15 protein-coding genes are annotated in these 16,617 nt (G+C 38.0%); 5 read left to right on the top strand and 10 right to left on the bottom strand.

The features are described 5' to 3' along the window. Nucleotides 1–30 precede the first annotated feature (30 nt). From pgaD to G0028_RS06660, 6 genes are all read right to left on the bottom strand, one after another. Nucleotides 31–510, bottom strand: a complete 480-nt coding sequence (pgaD, locus tag G0028_RS06680; protein ID WP_180044759.1) for a poly-beta-1,6-N-acetyl-D-glucosamine biosynthesis protein PgaD — start codon at nt 508–510, stop codon at nt 31–33. After that, complete coding sequence (gene pgaC / locus G0028_RS06675) at nt 507–1,751, bottom strand: poly-beta-1,6-N-acetyl-D-glucosamine synthase (protein ID WP_130072761.1); 1,245 nt, start codon at nt 1,749–1,751, stop codon at nt 507–509. Before pgaC ends, pgaD begins: the two co-directional genes overlap by 4 nt. Further along, nucleotides 1,748–3,613: a poly-beta-1,6-N-acetyl-D-glucosamine N-deacetylase PgaB gene (gene pgaB, locus G0028_RS06670; protein ID WP_180044760.1), complete on the bottom strand. Its 1,866-nt coding sequence runs from the start codon at nt 3,611–3,613 to the stop codon at nt 1,748–1,750. Before pgaB ends, pgaC begins: the two co-directional genes overlap by 4 nt. Next, nucleotides 3,613–5,421, bottom strand: a complete 1,809-nt coding sequence (locus G0028_RS06665; RefSeq protein ID WP_227554784.1) for a poly-beta-1,6 N-acetyl-D-glucosamine export porin PgaA — start codon at nt 5,419–5,421, stop codon at nt 3,613–3,615. The genes pgaB and G0028_RS06665 overlap by 1 nt, the downstream gene beginning before the upstream one ends. A 71-nt stretch (nt 5,422–5,492) precedes the next feature. Next, nucleotides 5,493–6,080 (bottom strand): hypothetical protein, encoded by a 588-nt coding sequence (locus G0028_RS21045; RefSeq protein ID WP_227554783.1) that lies wholly within the window; start codon nt 6,078–6,080, stop codon nt 5,493–5,495. Nucleotides 6,081–6,595: 515 nt separating this feature from the next. Beyond that, nucleotides 6,596–7,057 (bottom strand): Lrp/AsnC family transcriptional regulator, encoded by a 462-nt coding sequence (locus G0028_RS06660; RefSeq protein WP_218946232.1) that lies wholly within the window; start codon nt 7,055–7,057, stop codon nt 6,596–6,598. A gap of 164 nt (nt 7,058–7,221) precedes the next feature. Between G0028_RS06660 and G0028_RS06655 the strand changes: the two genes are divergently transcribed. Next, nucleotides 7,222–7,968 carry an AzlC family ABC transporter permease gene (locus G0028_RS06655; RefSeq protein WP_180044761.1) on the top strand — a complete coding sequence of 249 codons (747 nt, stop codon included), beginning with the start codon at nt 7,222–7,224 and terminating at the stop codon, nt 7,966–7,968. Then, complete coding sequence (locus tag G0028_RS06650) at nt 7,965–8,264, top strand: AzlD family protein (protein ID WP_174492964.1); 300 nt, start codon at nt 7,965–7,967, stop codon at nt 8,262–8,264. The genes G0028_RS06655 and G0028_RS06650 overlap by 4 nt, the downstream gene beginning before the upstream one ends. A 42-nt stretch (nt 8,265–8,306) precedes the next feature. Here G0028_RS06650 and G0028_RS06645 read toward each other — a convergent pair whose 3' ends face one another. Continuing rightward, nucleotides 8,307–8,603 carry a hypothetical protein gene (locus tag G0028_RS06645; RefSeq protein ID WP_130072766.1) on the bottom strand — a complete coding sequence of 99 codons (297 nt, stop codon included), beginning with the start codon at nt 8,601–8,603 and terminating at the stop codon, nt 8,307–8,309. Nucleotides 8,604–8,648: 45 nt separating this feature from the next. After that, nucleotides 8,649–9,677 carry a type I glyceraldehyde-3-phosphate dehydrogenase gene (gap, locus tag G0028_RS06640; protein WP_180044762.1) on the bottom strand — a complete coding sequence of 343 codons (1,029 nt, stop codon included), beginning with the start codon at nt 9,675–9,677 and terminating at the stop codon, nt 8,649–8,651. Between the two features lie 913 nt (nt 9,678–10,590). Between gap and alaS the strand changes: the two genes are divergently transcribed. The 3 genes from alaS to csrA all read left to right on the top strand — a co-directional run bounded on the left by alaS (nt 10,591) and on the right by csrA (nt 15,459). Continuing rightward, nucleotides 10,591–13,284: an alanine--tRNA ligase gene (gene alaS, locus G0028_RS06635; RefSeq protein WP_180044763.1), complete on the top strand. Its 2,694-nt coding sequence runs from the start codon at nt 10,591–10,593 to the stop codon at nt 13,282–13,284. Between the two features lie 398 nt (nt 13,285–13,682). Next, a complete protein-coding gene (locus tag G0028_RS06630) occupies nt 13,683–14,963 on the top strand; it encodes an aspartate kinase (protein ID WP_130072769.1) in 1,281 nt (426 codons plus the stop codon). Between the two features lie 235 nt (nt 14,964–15,198). Further along, on the top strand, nt 15,199–15,459 hold the full coding sequence (gene csrA / locus G0028_RS06625; protein WP_130072770.1) for a carbon storage regulator CsrA: 261 nt from the start codon (nt 15,199–15,201) through the stop codon (nt 15,457–15,459). 87 nt (nt 15,460–15,546) lie between these two features. On the opposite strand, the gene rnhB is transcribed toward csrA, so the two are convergent. Both rnhB and G0028_RS06615 read right to left on the bottom strand, forming a co-directional pair. Continuing rightward, the gene (gene rnhB / locus G0028_RS06620) at nt 15,547–16,134 is read right to left on the bottom strand and encodes a ribonuclease HII (protein WP_257222153.1); all 588 of its coding nucleotides are present in this window, start codon (nt 16,132–16,134) and stop codon (nt 15,547–15,549) included. A 46-nt stretch (nt 16,135–16,180) separates the two neighbouring features. Next, nucleotides 16,181–16,564 carry a hypothetical protein gene (locus G0028_RS06615; RefSeq protein WP_180044764.1) on the bottom strand — a complete coding sequence of 128 codons (384 nt, stop codon included), beginning with the start codon at nt 16,562–16,564 and terminating at the stop codon, nt 16,181–16,183. Nucleotides 16,565–16,617: the final 53 nt, after the last annotated feature.

The following is a 16,617-nucleotide window of genomic DNA, read 5'->3' as shown; positions in this document are numbered from 1 at the left end:
TGCTTTTCGCACCTCTTATTGAATCCATATTTATGCTTTTTTCAACTCATAATCAGACAATACACCTTCATCATCATAATGCAGTACGATACTTTTAGATTTTTGAATTTTTGATAATTCATCTGTACTGATTAAAAAATCCTCTGCCAAAGTAGACTGAGTCACATTTAACACTTTAGGATCTTTAGTTTTGCGATAGCGTAACCAATTATAACTTGCCCACAGCAACAAAGAGGCACAGCACAGCATAACAATCAATGCCAACCAAGCAAAATTGTACAATTGCACATAAATTTGTTCAGCAAAAATATAATTTTTAATCAATTTAACCTGATAAACCCATAAAATGGCTGTGACCAAAGGCAATAATAGCAGCGTCCAGAGCATCCACCCCATCATTTGCAAGGTGTAATGCATTGCTTTATTTTTCACATAATGAGGTTGGTCAATATATTCAGGAATATCGAGCTTAGACTCATCTGTAATTATATTTGATTGGAAATCCCTCATACATCATCTCCTCTAAAACCACGATCTGGACTGACCCATCTCGCTCTCTTTTTTTGCGCAAATAATGCCTTTGGTACAGCAGCAATTGTGGTTGCTGCCCCTAAAAGCCAGAAAAATAAGGGATACCAGATCACCCAAAAATAATTTCTAAAAAACCGACGATCATCGTAGCGTTTATCAATATATAAACTGATGAAGAATTGGATCAGACAGGTAATGGCTAGAATCACGCCATACCATTGTGGAAGTAATGATTTTATATACCATGCTTCAGGCAAACTGAAGAATAAACCTACAAAAAACACAATAATAATAAGCAAAATAACATAAGCCCAAACCATACTCATCAATGCTTCCAAAGCCACAGGCCACATCTTTAATGCACTGATTTTAAAAAGCTTCGGGAAATAACTGCGCAGTACTTCAACACCACCTTGCGCCCAACGTACACGCTGTTTCCATAAGCCCGTAAACGTTTCAGGCATATAGATATAGCACAGCGCATTTGGCACATAATGAATATCCCATTGTGCTAATTGGATTTTCCAAGAAATATCTATATCTTCCGTGATCTTATCATCTGACCAAAAACCCACCTGTTCTAATGCTGTTTTACGAAAGCCGGCAATCACCCCTGACACTGTGAAAATACGTCCATAGGTTCGTTGCGCACGTTTAATCAAACCAATAATGGATGAAAACTCACCTACTTGTAGTTTTCCTAAAATGCTAGAACGATTTAGAATACGTGGATTACCTGTAACAGCGCCTACACGATTGAATTTGGTCAAATGGTGCATCATCCAAATTGCAGCATGTGGATGCAACAATGCATCACCATCAATACAAATTAAATACTCAAACTGACTGACCATCATGCCTGAACGTAAAGCAAACGCTTTACCTTGATTTTCAGCGAGATGTACCACACGCAAACTCGGATATTGCTGTGCTAACTCATCTAAAATTTCTGCGGTACGATCAGAACTACCATCATTCACCGCAATCACTTCAAATTTTGGATATTGTGTTTGTAAAGCATAGCGAATGGTTTCTCGAACTTGGGCTTCCTCATTAAAACATGGAATAATAATGCTACAGCCTTGTTGGGAAATCTCAGGTAATTGGTTTTGTTTGTATTCTCGTTTAAAGAAAAACCATAAGCCACCAATCATCCACGTCCAAGCCATCACGAGAGGATATAAAAAAGCAAAAAGAAATAAATACTCAATGATGGTCATGGCGACTTCCCTTTCGTTGTATAAATAAAGGGATTGCGATAGGTCAATGGACTTTGGTTCAAACTTAATGGTGTATATAAATAGGTTTGAATTTTGGCTGCGTTATTTAAGTCATAACGATTTACTGCCAACTTTTGAATACCTATCCGTTGTAATACTAAAAAGTTGGCTTGAATATTCTGCCAATTTTGTTCTGTTTGTACTGAATCCAACACCAAAGTCACCATTATTTTGGCTTTTTGCTCTGCATTCAACGACTGAACTTGCTGTATAAATTGTTTAAAAGTTTGTGGTTGACGAATACTGTCTAATTCAAAATTAAATAGCTCAACCTGATCATGATATTGATTAAGAAATGCCAACAATTTGTCCGACTTCAGTTCAGACAGTTGCACTTGCAAGCCCAATTTAAATGGATTACTGATATTAGAATAACGAGCAGCATTTTGATTTAAATGTTTTAAAGTCTGTAACAGATGCTTTTGTTGCTCAGCACAAGACGATGTCTCCACACGCTGAAAAACGCATTGCACTGCTGTATCTGTATTTAAAATAATGCCATCTAAACCTGTATTATTTTTCAACAATTCTGTGGCTAGTTGCACTGAAAACTGCGCTTTCTGCTGTTCCAAAGCATAGGGTAATTGTGCATAAACACTATTAAAAATTCTTGTTTTTGCTTGCCAAACTGTTCGATTTAGCACATCTGCTTTGACAGGCAAATCGTGATTTGGGAAATAGGCAGAATCATATACGCCATCTCGGTCCTGGTCTTCCACGACATTTAATAACAACGCATTACTTTTTAAAGCATTGGTTAAATCTAAAATTTGTCCCAATTGCTGATCGGCTTGCGCATAGTTTTGTGAAAACTGACCTAAATCTAAACTCAGCGCACGAATTGGCTCATACAGCGTAAAAGCTTTGTAGTGAATAGAATCCGTCATTTGTTCATACAAATCTTCTGAATTTGGATTATTCACTGCCAATCCTCGTTGGAAAGTGCCATCTTGCACATGATTAACTGCATCTGTCCCTAGACTAAAAGACAATGGCAACCCCGCTTGCTGCGCTAATTTTTCAGTTTCAACATTCACTGCACCATAAGGCCAAATGATGGCCATAGGAGCAACCCCAACTTCTTTAGTCAAAATTTCTCTGGATTTTCTTAAATCTTGCAGAAGACGTTGCTCATATTCTTGCTGTGTTTCATAACGTTTTGATGCGGCTAAATATTGTCGTGTAATTGCCGCAGGTTGTTGATTATTTTGCGGATTAGCTAAAATACCTTGATGTAAATCATGTGAATGACTGGCAAACTCAACCCATCCTGATTTTTGCATTTCTCGCACTTGATCCCATGTCATTGCATTGCCTTGACCATAGGCTTCATAAATGGCTTTAGTATTGCCATTCATCCAACTGGTCACCAATGCAAAGACCACGGGAATTTTATATTCCTTCACCAAAGGAAATACCCGACTATAATGACTTAAAGCACCATCATCAAAGCTAATGAGCACTGCATTTTTAGGTAAAGCTGTACCTCCCTGGCGTGCCTGCATAATCTGTTTCAAACTCACAGGATGCCAATCCGAACGTTTTAGCCACTCAAAAAATTGCACCAAATTTTGTGTGCTTATTGCATAAGGATCTCGATCTCCAACTTTCAGGACATCATCTCGCACATCATGAAAAGTTAAACTGACAAAATGCTGCTGATCAAAAAAGACCTTTTGTTCAGCTTTAACCATTAACTGCGCTAAGGGTTGATCTGCAAAAGCAGATCCACATATCACTAAACAGGCACTCATCAATACTGATTTTGAAAGCTGTTTCGAAAATTGCTTGAAACTTTTCATTAGAAACGCCCCTCAAAACCTAAATTGCCATAGACTTGTTTTTCATATTCACCATCGTAAGCGTGAATGCCATAACCTATGCCATAACGTAAAGCCCATGTCCTCGACAATTTCCATATATGTTGATATTGCAAATCAGCGATTGGTTTACTGTCAAAGTTTTGTTGTTGAAAAACACCTACACCGAAGCCAAAGCGTTGAGTCAATGAGCGTTCATATTCACGCCAAGTTAACCAATCATGAGTTAGATTCACGCCCACACTAGCACTTTGTTTTGGGCTAAAATAAGACACATTATTCAGTCGATTTTTCCCATAATATGCATTTAGACCTGCAGTTGTGGTGTGATGTGGACGAAGAAAAATACGCTGAGAATAATCCACAGAAAACTCTTGCCTTAAATTACCATCATCAATATCGGTCATGTTGTAGCCAAAGCCCGCTTGGCGAGATTCGTTTTGTTTCCAACGAATACCCCCACCAAAAGAATATCCTTCTTTATCTAGTTCAACGGCTTGTAATGGAATATCCGCTTGGCTATTGGCATTTAAATAATATTGCCAATGATCATTCAATTGATGCGTCCATTCAGCTTCTATCCCTTGCCGCTCTGCATGACTATTTTGCGATGCGGTCACAGTGAGCGATTTGCGTTGATCTTGCCATTGCACCCCGACACCATAACGTTGCTGCTCTAAATCGCCTTGACGATATTTTCCCCAAATATCACGATGCTCAATAAAAGCACGATAATTATCAGCAAACCACGGCGTATAAATGGTGGTATTCAACTCGCGATCACGTGACCCTTTTAAACCTTCTGAAATATTACTTTGGTCTGCATGACTACGAGAAAAACGACTGCTGTGTTGAATCGTGGCATGATCACGATCTTCTAACTCTTTGCGACTTTTCAGCACACCTGTATCATTTGGATAATCTTGGCTCAATTGCACATTAAGCTGTCGCCAATCTTGGATATTGCCCAAAGCCTGTGCATTTTGCATCTGATTAATTCGAGTTTGCTTGGTCACAGGTAATAAACCATTTAAACGAGCCAAGGTCTGGGCAGCTTGCTCAGGTTTATCACGCCAACGCTGAATTTGGGAAAGCTGATTTAACCCATCATCCGTATTTGAAGTCTTTTCCACCAATCCTTCAAAGTAGGGCTCAGCGGTATCCAAACGATTACTATATGCCCAGTTTAAGCCGCGCAAACCAATATATTGCGTACGATCAGTATGTACGGATTTATCCACACCTTTGGCTTGACTATACTGAAATGTTGGCAATAAATGATCAATCTCATGAATCAATTGATTGGCTTGATCATATTTTTCTTGTTCAATCAATGAATAATAAAAAGCACTATAAACCGACATATCTGAATAATTTTTTTCAGTAATCAAGGTACGATATAACTGCTCTGCTGATGCAGCCTGACGTTGTGCCAAATACGCATCTGCAATGGCTTGACGCACATAAGGAGGCATAGTTGTTACAGGAGGCAAATTCACATGACTTAAAATATGTAATACTTGTTGCGAACGCCCCCGATAACTCAACGCATATAAATAGTCATAATAAAAACGATTAAAAAAAGGCTGCACCCATGTATTCTGCTGTGCAATCTGATCTGCTTCAGCCAAAATCCGATCTAACTTTTCATAACTGACTGCATCACTTTCACCACGACTAGACAAATATTGATGACGCTTCACCGCAGCATTCATTTCTTGTGCCAAATGTCCAACCTGAATTTGCTGACTTAAATGACTTTCCCATAGTGTGTCCGGATATTGCTTCATCAAGGCATCAGCACGCTGATAACTGCCCAATGCCATTAAACTGTTGACATATTCTTTTTGAATATTTTGATCTAATGGCTTTTTTTCATACGCATATTGAATTGCATGCAGTGCCTCAGCAGGATGTTAATCATTCGATAACTATAAGCAACCTGCATCAGTTGATCTGCAGTTAACGCTTTTAAATCTATTGTTTTTAAAATTTCATAAGCTTGTGGTGCTTGTTTATTTTCACTATATAAAATTGCTTTTAAAATATTCACTTGCTTCTGATTTTGCTTTTGATCAGACTCAAATTGCTGCAATAAAGAAAGTGCTTGGCTAAATTGTTTTTGATCTCGTAATAATTTTACCACGGTCAACTGAGCATACTCAGGAAACTGTTTTGGCTGAATCCGCTGTGTTAAATTCAATAAGGTCACAACATCCAATTGATGAATCGGGGCAACCACCATTAAATAATCAGCAATCATCTTTTGATTATCAGGATATTGTTTTAATAATTCTGTCAGTGCTACTAATCCTTGTTGTGTTTGACCATTTTTTATTTGTAGTACCGCCTGCTCTCTTAACATATCAGGTGTGTTTGCTGCATAAGTTATACTGACACCTAAATAAAAAAACATACCCAAAGGAAAAAAATAACGTGGCTTATGCATAATAGATCTAATTAAAATGTGAACTGTTTATCGTTTTAATTCTATAAAGATATAAATCATATGCTGTTAACTTATGTTCACACTATTTTTTTGTCGATTTAAAAAAATTAATTACATATCAAGATGCTATGATTATTTAGCTTTTAAGGGAAAATTTATTTTATATTTTCACGTAATTCTTATCTATATATTTGTATAAAAAATTTTAAATAATACTTAATAAATACTTCACAATAAAACTAAAAAATTAGCCCTTCAAAAGAAGTATCACCATAACCAAGACAAACACATTTTATGATAACAGAATTACAATATGTATTTCATAATAAAAAACAAACTTTTATAAATTATTTTGTGCAAATCAAGCATAAAAAATTTTTACCGATCGGTATATTTTTGGTAAATATTTACAATATATTTACCGTATTGATATGTTACAAAAATTAATAACCAAGTGAGAACCTCAGATTAATTATTCGCTTTTTCGGCAGAAATTAAAAATTTACTTAGGCTATTTAACCCAATGGTAATGCTGTAGTCAGTTTGATTTTCTGCAAAGGAATTTCAGTTTTCACATTTTGAATCCCTGAGATTTTATTTAAACGTTGAATTTGAAATTTACGATATGCATCTAAATCTGTAACAACAATACGCAAAAAGAAATCACAATCACCTGCCATCAATTGGCATTCCACAATTTCGGGAATATCCATCACAGAATCAATAAAATGATTGACAGTTTTTTCATCCTGCCCTTTGAGCCAAATACGTGCAAACACAGTTAAACCTAGATTGACTTTTTGTGGGTCGATTAATGCTGCATAGTGATGAATCACGCCAGCATCCTCAAGTTGTTTGACACGGCGTAAACAGGGTGATGCAGATAACCCAACCCGTTCAGCGAGTTCATTGTTTGCTAATTTTCCATCCTGTTGCAAAGTCTGCAAAATCTTTCGATCAATCGCATCCAACTTCATCAAGCTTCACTTTTTAAAATATTATTGCTTATACTTTATTTTCTAAAGCAATATATTTCAATCTTTAAAAATATTTTAGAAAATTTAGCGAAAAATTTCATATTTACTAGCATAAAATAATGCATTGAAAATTATTTCTGCTTTGTCTTGCTTGAGTCATTACCATGTTCACGTTCAAAAACACATCGAAAACATTGAGTTATTCACCTCATTTCCGGGAGTTTTTACGTGGTCTAAAAGTCTCAATCCCGCTCTTACTTGGCATTATTCCTTTTGCTTTAGTGCTCGGTGCACAAGCTACACAAAAAGGTTTTTCAGTCCTTGAAGTACCTTTACTTACAGGTTTAAATTTTGCAGGTGGGTCTGAATTTGCCATTTTGGAAGTTTGGACCAATCCACCGAATATTATTATGTTGATGTTTATTACTTTTTTAATTAATAGTCGACATTTATTAATGGGGGCAAGCTTCGTTCCTTATTTACGCCATTTACCCAATAAAACTGCCTTTTCAGCCCTATTTTTCATGTGTGATGAAAGTTGGGCTTTGGGCTTGGCAGATGCACAAAAAAAGCAAAAGAGTCTGGGGGTTCAACAGGCATTTAGTCTAATGTTTTACGCAGGTCTTTGTTTTGCTTTATATGTGATGTGGATCGGATTTAGCACTTTAGGGGCATGGATCGGTCCCATGTTTGGTGACATTAGTCGTTTTGGTTTCGATATGGCATTTCCTGCGGTATTTTTAGTTTTACTACGTGGCATGTGGAAAGGCATACGTGCGGCGCGTCCGTGGTTGGTTAGTTTAATTGCAGCAGCATTGGCCTATCATTTTTTACCTTCAAGTTGGTATATTCCCGTCGGTGCAATCAGCGGCATTATTTCCGCTTTCTTTTTGATTGGAGATGATGAATGATTCACTCAGCAACATTAATTGCAATCTTATTTATTGCAGCCACCACCTATTTAACACGTATTTTAGGCTACGTGCTGTTAAAAAATAAAACCTTGACCCATAAGCAACGTAAAATTATGGAAGTTGTTCCCGGCTGTGTCCTCATCTCCGTCATTGCACCTTATTTTGTACGTCATCATCCCGCCGATCTGATGGCCATCATGATTACATTGTTGGCTGCATCACGCTTTTCGTTATTGCCTACAGTTATTATCAGTATGTTTTCAGCGGCGTTATTGCGACTGATATGGGTTTAGTTCTGACCTACACGCTCTTTAAATAAATATATTTAAGGCGCTTTATGGTTTAATCACTTTAGCAATTAAATCCACCAAATCACGATTTTGCCCTTCCAAATTTTTTACTTTACTGGTGGTCTGCTCTAATAACTCACTTTGACCATGCACATTATTGGCTAAATCATGCATAATTTTCAAAGTTTTAGCCAAATGCTCCTCATGATGAATCAAGCGTTTTTCTTGTGCAGCCAATACTTTTTCCGTCTCAAGTGCTTGCTTTTTTAAACTAATTACTTGCCATAACAATACAAGGATTGCCAAATATGCCAACCCCACACTGATTAAAAGAATCCCCATACATTCCCCCTAAATTTTGTAGTTATTTTAAAAAGCATGAAGTCTTTATTTAAAATAAAAAGACTCACATAAATCTAATAAGCGATTTGCATAACCCCATTCGTTGTCATACCAAGCAAATACTTTGGCTTGATGCCCAACCACCATGGTTTGTGTTAAGTCCACCACCAAAGAATATGGTGAATGATTAAAATCACTCGACACCAATGGCTCATCGGTCACTGCCATAATTTCTGCATAATCATATTTTGCAGCAGCGGTAAGCTTTTGATTAATTAATTCAGCGCTTAAGTCTGAAGGTGTGGTAAAGGTCAAATCAATTGCTGCCACATTAATGGTCGGTACACGAATCGAATAACCATCAATACGATTCTCCATTTTCGGCATCACTTGTTTTAATGCCCCCAAAGCCGAAGATGTTGTTGGAATAATATTTTGTCCCGAAGCTCTTGCACGACGTAAATCACGATGTGCTCGATCCAATACAGATTGATCCGCAGTAACCGCATGAATTTCAGTCATCAGTGCGGTGTCAATGCCAAATTCATCATCTAAAATTTTCACCAAAGGCACAAGTGCCTGCGTGGTACATGAGACACTTGAAATGATTTGATCAGTTTTTTTCACATCATGATGGTTTACACCATAGACAATGGCGGCATCCACCGTATCAAATGGTGCAGCGCCAATGATCACACGTTTCACACCTGCGCGAATGTGCTGAGTTGCTGCTTCACGCGAGCGGAATAAACCAGTACATTCCAACACAACATCTATGTTTAAATTATGCCACGGTAAATTTTCAGGCTTGGCTTGTTGTAAAATTTGTACTCTAAGCTTGGTTTGACGTGCGTCTATACATAGAAAAACATTGTCATTTTCTTGCTCAACATTCACCGCACCATCAAAGCGCCCATGCGTGGAATCATATTTAAAAAGATGGACTAAGGTTTCAACATCGGCAACATCATTGATCGCAACAATTTCAAAATGAAAAGGTTTTGGATTTTCAAACCACGCTCTTAACACATTTCGTCCGATTCGCCCAAATCCATTAATTGCCACACGTTGCATCGTTTTTCCTTCGGATTGAAAACCTTTGTATCCGCCTTATGTTAATGGATTTTCGCTACGCTTAGATATAGCGAAATACAAACAATCCCATTTAAAATCAATTTAAACCTTAAATAATACGTGTACTTTAAGCCAAAGATAAGGATGTCGTAAAATGAAAATAACCACTCCTCTTGACATGACCATAGCATTCAGTTGCTGCTCAGCACTTTATGCACAAACACATTATCAACGATGTAGCACTACTGAAATAAATCAGTTCATCAGCATCTCACGTATCCAAAAAACTTATCTTAATCAAAAAGAAGTTGACCGTTTTAATCCAGATTTTCAAGATTGTTTAATTATAAATTAAAAGCATGCTTTGCTTGTGCTCTAAGTCAAGCACTAGATCAAGCTGCAGATAACGCTGGAAATTATCACTGATCAGTCAACAAGCTCAGCACCTTATCAATGCGATGATGCTCAGCGTTCTGAACTCAAAAGAAAATTCATTTTACTGCGCTCCAAAACACACGGTTTAGCTGATCTCCGAATCAATGAAAATATAGAAAATATTCATGTGGATATGCAAAACTGTCATGTCAAAAACATTCAACAAAACAATCGAAAATTTTAAAATTTGATGGCAAAAAATATTATTTTAAAGCTAAAAATTTGTTGCAAATCGATATTTAACACTGAACCAATGAGTTGACTATCACGCCTTACCTTGGACATGTATGTGATAAATTTTGCTCAATCGTTGATTTTAACTATAAATCATACTTATTCCCCTGAAAATCATTGGTGGATCAAGCTTTTTCCGTTATAATTTGGCGTTTTAAAAAATTAAGCCCGTGTATAGTGAAGCATAAAAGTTAGACTTTACTACACACTTTTAGCCAATACGAAATTGAGGAGTGACTTGGTTGTGAGTACTCGTTTTATGACAACTGCTGAAATACGTGAAGCATTTTTGCGTTACTTTGAATCGCAAGGACATACACGTGTCGCGTCGAGTTCACTTGTACCCGCCAACGACCCTACTTTGCTTTTCACCAATGCAGGGATGAACCAATTCAAAGACTGTTTCTTAGGTCTTGAAAAACGTGACTATGTACGCGCAACAACATCACAAAAATGTGTACGTGCAGGCGGTAAACATAACGATTTAGACAACGTCGGTTATACAGCACGTCACCATACTTTCTTTGAAATGCTAGGTAACTTCTCTTTTGGTGATTATTTTAAGCGTGATGCCATCCGTTTTGCTTGGGATTTCCTCACAGGCGAAGAATGGTTAGCACTGCCTAAAGATAAATTGTATGCCACTGTTTATCATACAGATGACGAAGCATTTGACATTTGGAACAAAGAAATTGGTCTAGATGCAAGCCGTATCATCCGTATTGGTGACAACAAAGGTGAAAAATACGCTTCAGATAATTTCTGGGCAATGGGTGACACAGGTCCATGTGGTCCATGTTCAGAAATCTTCTTTGACCATGGTGACCACATTTGGGGTGGTTTACCTGGTACACCTGAAGAAGATGGCGACCGTTATATCGAAATTTGGAACAACGTATTCATGCAGTTTAACCGTACTGCTGATGGCGTTTTACATGACCTTCCAGCTCCATCTGTCGATACAGGGATGGGCTTAGAGCGTATTTCTGCGGTTTTACAACATGTAAATTCAAACTACGAAATCGATTTATTCCAAAACTTACTTAAAGATGCTGCTGAAATTATCGGCGTCGATATGACAGAAGCTGTTGCAACAGCGCAAGCAAATAATACCCCTGTAGAGTATCCTGCTTCGCTTAAAGTTGTTGCTGACCATGCACGTTCATGCTGTTTCTTAATTGCTGATGGCGTGAATCCTTCTAACGAAGGTCGTGGCTATGTACTCCGTCGTATTATCCGCCGTGCAGTACGTCACGGTAATAAAATGGGCGCGACAGGCACATTCTTCTACAAAATGTTGCAACCATTGATCAATGTCATGGGTGAAGCCTACCCTGAATTGGTTGAACGTCGTCAAGTCATCGAAACTGCGCTCATCCGCGAAGAAGAATTATTTGCTAAAACACTTGAGCAAGGTTTGAAATTGCTTGAAGGTGAACTTGCAAACCTTAAAGGTAAAGTCATCCCGGGTGCAACAGTATTTAAACTTTATGATACTTACGGCTTCCCAACGGATTTAACTGCAGACATCGCACGTGAACGTGAATTAGAAATTGACGAAGCTGGTTTTGAAGTTGAAATGGCTGCACAACGTCAACGCGCACGTGATGCAGGCAAATTCGCCGTTGACTATAACAGCATTGTGAAAGTTGAAGGTGAAACTCAATTTGACGGTTATGATGCAACTCAAGGTCAAGGTCAAATCGTTGCGATCTATAAAGACGGCGTACAAGTTGATGAAGTGGTTGAAGGCGACGAAGCTTTAATCGTACTCAACCAAACACCTTTCTATGCAGAAAGCGGTGGTCAAATCGGTGATACAGGTATTTTCAAAAACGATACCGGTATTTTCGAAGTTCAAGATACTAAAAAATCGGGTGGCGCATTTGTACACCAAGGTATCGTGACCATGGGTAGCTTAAAAGCAACTCAAGCAGTTGAAGCAATTGTAAAAGCCGATATTCGTGATGCCACTGCACGTAATCACTCTGCAACTCACCTTTTACATGCTGCTTTACGCCAAGTTTTGGGCGAACATGTTCAACAAAAAGGTTCATTGGTTGCGTCTGACATTTTACGTTTTGACTTTGCTAACGACCAACCTGTTTCATTTGCACAAATTCAACAGATTGAACGTATTGTCAATGCTGAAGTGATTGCTAATACTGCTGTTTCTACTGAACTGCTTGACATCGAAGCTGCTAAAGAAAAAGGCGCAATGATGTTGTTCGGTGAAAAATATGGCGACGAAGTTCGTGTACTTTCTATGGGTACAAGCAAAGATGAGAAAAACTTCTCAATCGAACTTTGTGGTGGGATCCATGTAAAACGTACAGGTGATATTGGTCTTTTCAAAATCACGTCTGAAGGCGGTGTTGCTGCGGGTGTACGTCGTATTGAAGCGGTAACAGGTACCAAAGCACTTGAAGTTGTACAAAAATTGGATGCTGATATTATTCATATCAATGATTTACTCAAAGCGCAAAAAGACCAAACGGTTGAGAAAATTGAGCATTTAGCTGCTAATGCTTCAAGTTTGCAAAAACAAATTGAGCAATTGAATCAAAAATTAGCAAACTTCCAAGCAGATGAATTGCTTAATCAAGTGCAAGAAATCGCAGGTCGTAAAACTTTAATTACCACTGTACAAAATACTGATGCAAAAGCATTACGTAATTTACATGATGGTGTGAAATCTAAACTCGATCATGCCATTATTGTCATTGCTGGTATTGATGCTGATAAAGTGAGCCTAATCGCTTCTGTCGCAAAAGAATTCACTTCAACTGTAAAAGCAGGCGACATCATTAAACACCTAGGTCAAGAGCTTGGTGGTAAAGGTGGTGGTAAACCTGATCTGGCACAAGGTGGTGCGCCATACAGTGATCAATTAGCAACTGTAATGACAAATTTAAGTACTTGGATTGCAGAAAAATAATCGGTTGAATATTTCATAATTCAATAAGGCTTTGTATATGCTTTTACATTCAAAGCCTTATATAAACTGAAAATACTTTTTTCAATATGAAATTTACCTTTTAACTATGTCGATAAAACGATTGTAATCTTTGCAGCTTATAATCAAATCAACATAGCAACCTGTAAAACTAGAATTTCTTTTGAATTCACAGCCATTAACAGGATGAAAATAGCGAAGTTGAAAAAGTGATATCAATCTCTGTTCACTTTTCAACATTCGATATCTGTATAGACTTCAGCATTTATCTTAACTGAAGTGTACGTACGACGTGGTATTTTGGAGTTTGTGTATTTTTTCAGACTCCAAATATGTGTAAGTGTTAAGTCTTTTGACTTATTTACTTGGTAAGGATAGTTATGGCACTAATCGTTCAAAAATATGGCGGTACTTCAATGGGTACTCCAGAGCGCATTTTAAATGTTGCTCGTCGTGTAAAGCGTTGGCATGATCATGGCCACAAGGTGGTTGTGGTTGTATCAGCAATGAGTGGTGAAACCAACCGCTTATTGGCTTTAGCGAAAGCCATTACCGAAACCCCTGATCCACGTGAATTAGACCAAATGGTGTCTACAGGTGAACAGGTAACGATTGCAATGTTGTCTATGGCTCTTAACTCCATTGGAGTTGAAGCAAAATCACTTACGGGTCGCCAAGTTGGTATTAAAACTGACAGTGCATTCACCAAAGCACGTATCGACTCAATTGATACGGATGTCATGACGGGGCATCTCGATGCAGGACGTGTAATTGTTGTTGCAGGTTTCCAAGGCTTTGATGCTGAAGGCAATACCACAACATTAGGTCGTGGTGGTTCAGACACTTCAGGTGTTGCACTTGCTGCTGCATTAAAAGCAGATGAATGCCAAATTTATACAGATGTAGATGGTGTTTATACCACTGACCCACGTGTCGCACCAAAAGCCAAAAAAGTTGATCGCATTTCATTTGAAGAAATGCTTGAAATGGCATCACTTGGTTCTAAAGTTTTGCAAATTCGTTCTGTTGAATTTGCAGGAAAATACCAAGTGCCTTTACGCGTATTATCAAGTTTTGATAATGACGATGATGGCGCATTCGACGAAGATTTTAAAAAGAACGTTGGAACACTAATCACCACTGAAGCGGAAGACAACATGGAAAATCCTATTATTTCAGGTATCGCATTTAACCGTGACGAAGCAAAATTAACCATTTTAGGTGTGCCTGATGAACCAGGTATCGCCTCTAAAATTTTGTCACCGATTGGTGCTGCAAATGTTGAAGTGGATATGATTATCCAAAACGTTGAAGAAGATGGTACAACGGACTTTACATTTACAGTAAACCGTGGCGAACTTAAAAAAGCCAAAACAATTTTAGAAGATACTGCAAAAGCAATTAACGCACGTGAAGTCGCAACGCGTGATGACATCGTAAAAGTGTCAATCGTTGGTGTAGGTATGCGCTCACATGCAGGTGTTGCGAGTAAAATGTTTACTGCGCTTGCAGATGAAGGCATTAATATCTTAATGATTTCAACTTCTGAAATTAAAATTTCAGTGATTATTGAAGAAAATTATTTAGAACTTGCTGTTCGTACATTACATACAGCATTTGGCTTAGATCGTGAACATGGCGAATCTAGCACGCGCGCTTAAAATTTAATCAAAATTAACCTATTATTGGCAATTTTGACCTAGAAAATGATAGAGCCACTATAGTTTTTTATAGTGGCTCTGTTATATTAAGTGCTGAGGTTGTAAAAAATTTCGCCAGAGTGATTTAAAGTGAAAACTTGATCACATTATTCTGTTAAAATGCTCTCTGTTTTCGAGGTTGCTTTCTAAACTAAAGAAATTCATTGCAGGTTTAGCGTTTTGCAAGGAGATAAACATGCTGATTCTGACCCGTCGTGTCGGAGAAACATTAATGATTGGTGATCAAGTCAGTGTTACTGTGCTTGGTGTCAAAGGTAATCAAGTTCGTATTGGGGTAAATGCACCGAAAGAAGTTTCTGTCCATCGTGAAGAAATTTATCAACGCATTCAACATGAACGTGCGATGCACGAACATTTGCAACACATTGATCAAGATTATCAACCTTCATTTGAAGAAGATAATTATGCCCAAAATAATGATAACTTTAACCGTTAAGTTATTGTTAGTTGGGAAAGTATAAAGCGGCTCAAGAGGCCGCTTTAAATTTATCTATGCACAGCAAAATACAACTTATTTAGAAGACTATTCAAATAATTTTAATGCTTTTTTGACAGGAGCATAGCTTCGGCGATGCTGGTCAATGACACCGTGCGCTTCAATGGCTGCAAAATGTGCTTTGGTTGGATAACCTTTATGTTTGGCAAATCCGTATTGTGGATAAATAGCATCAAGTTCAACCATTTCACGATCACGCGTCACTTTAGCTAAAATACTTGCTGCACTGATTTCTGGGTGCAGTGCATCCCCACCGACTACAGCATCGCAACTCATCTGCAATCCTTGGGGGACTTTATTGCCATCCACACGAACATGCTCAGGTACAAGTGCTAATGCCTCTACTGCACGACGCATTGCCAATAAAGATGCTTGTAAAATATTGAGTTCGTCAATCTCGGTATGTGATGCTTCTGCAATTGCCCAAGCTAACGCTTTTTCTTGGATTTCTTTAAATAACTTTTCACGTTTTTTTTCAGTGAGTTTTTTAGAATCATTCAAACCTTCTATTGGATTGTTTGGATCTAAAATCACAGCCGCAGCCACAACAGCCCCGACTAAAGGCCCTCTGCCCGCTTCATCAACACCCGCAATTAACATCTGCTTTTCACCCATAAAAAAAGAGGCTGAACCTGTCAGCCTCTGCGCATTATAACACAAATTATTTTACAGCTTCTGCCACACATGCATTGATGGTTTTGGTCACTGCATTTGATACAATCGTTGCACGGGCATTTGGATCAATTGCAGCCGTTGCTAAATCTACCGCCGTTACGCTTTGTGGTGCTTTGTCGCTTACACAACCACAAATTTCACCTTGAACATTGTTTTTTTGCTCAATAGTCATTAATTTGGTTGCAGTTTGCCATGCAGGTAAATTATTCAGTTCTGTTGTACATTTTGCATTAATTGCAATTTTTAATGCTGCTGTGCCAAGTTGTTGCGTCGTTGACGCAGCTGTAGAAGTACCAGTTGTACCTGAAGTCGATGCGCAAGCTGTCAATATAAGCGCGATTGGCGCAAGCACTGCAATTAATTTTTTCACAATATTTTCCTTGTTATGAAAATTCAGTGTGCGTATTGTGCCGAAAGTGCTAT

It is taken from the genome of Acinetobacter piscicola (assembly GCF_015218165.1).
GTDB classification, from domain to species: Bacteria; Pseudomonadota; Gammaproteobacteria; order Pseudomonadales; family Moraxellaceae; genus Acinetobacter; species Acinetobacter piscicola_A.
This window is presented reverse-complemented; position numbering and strand designations above follow the sequence as displayed.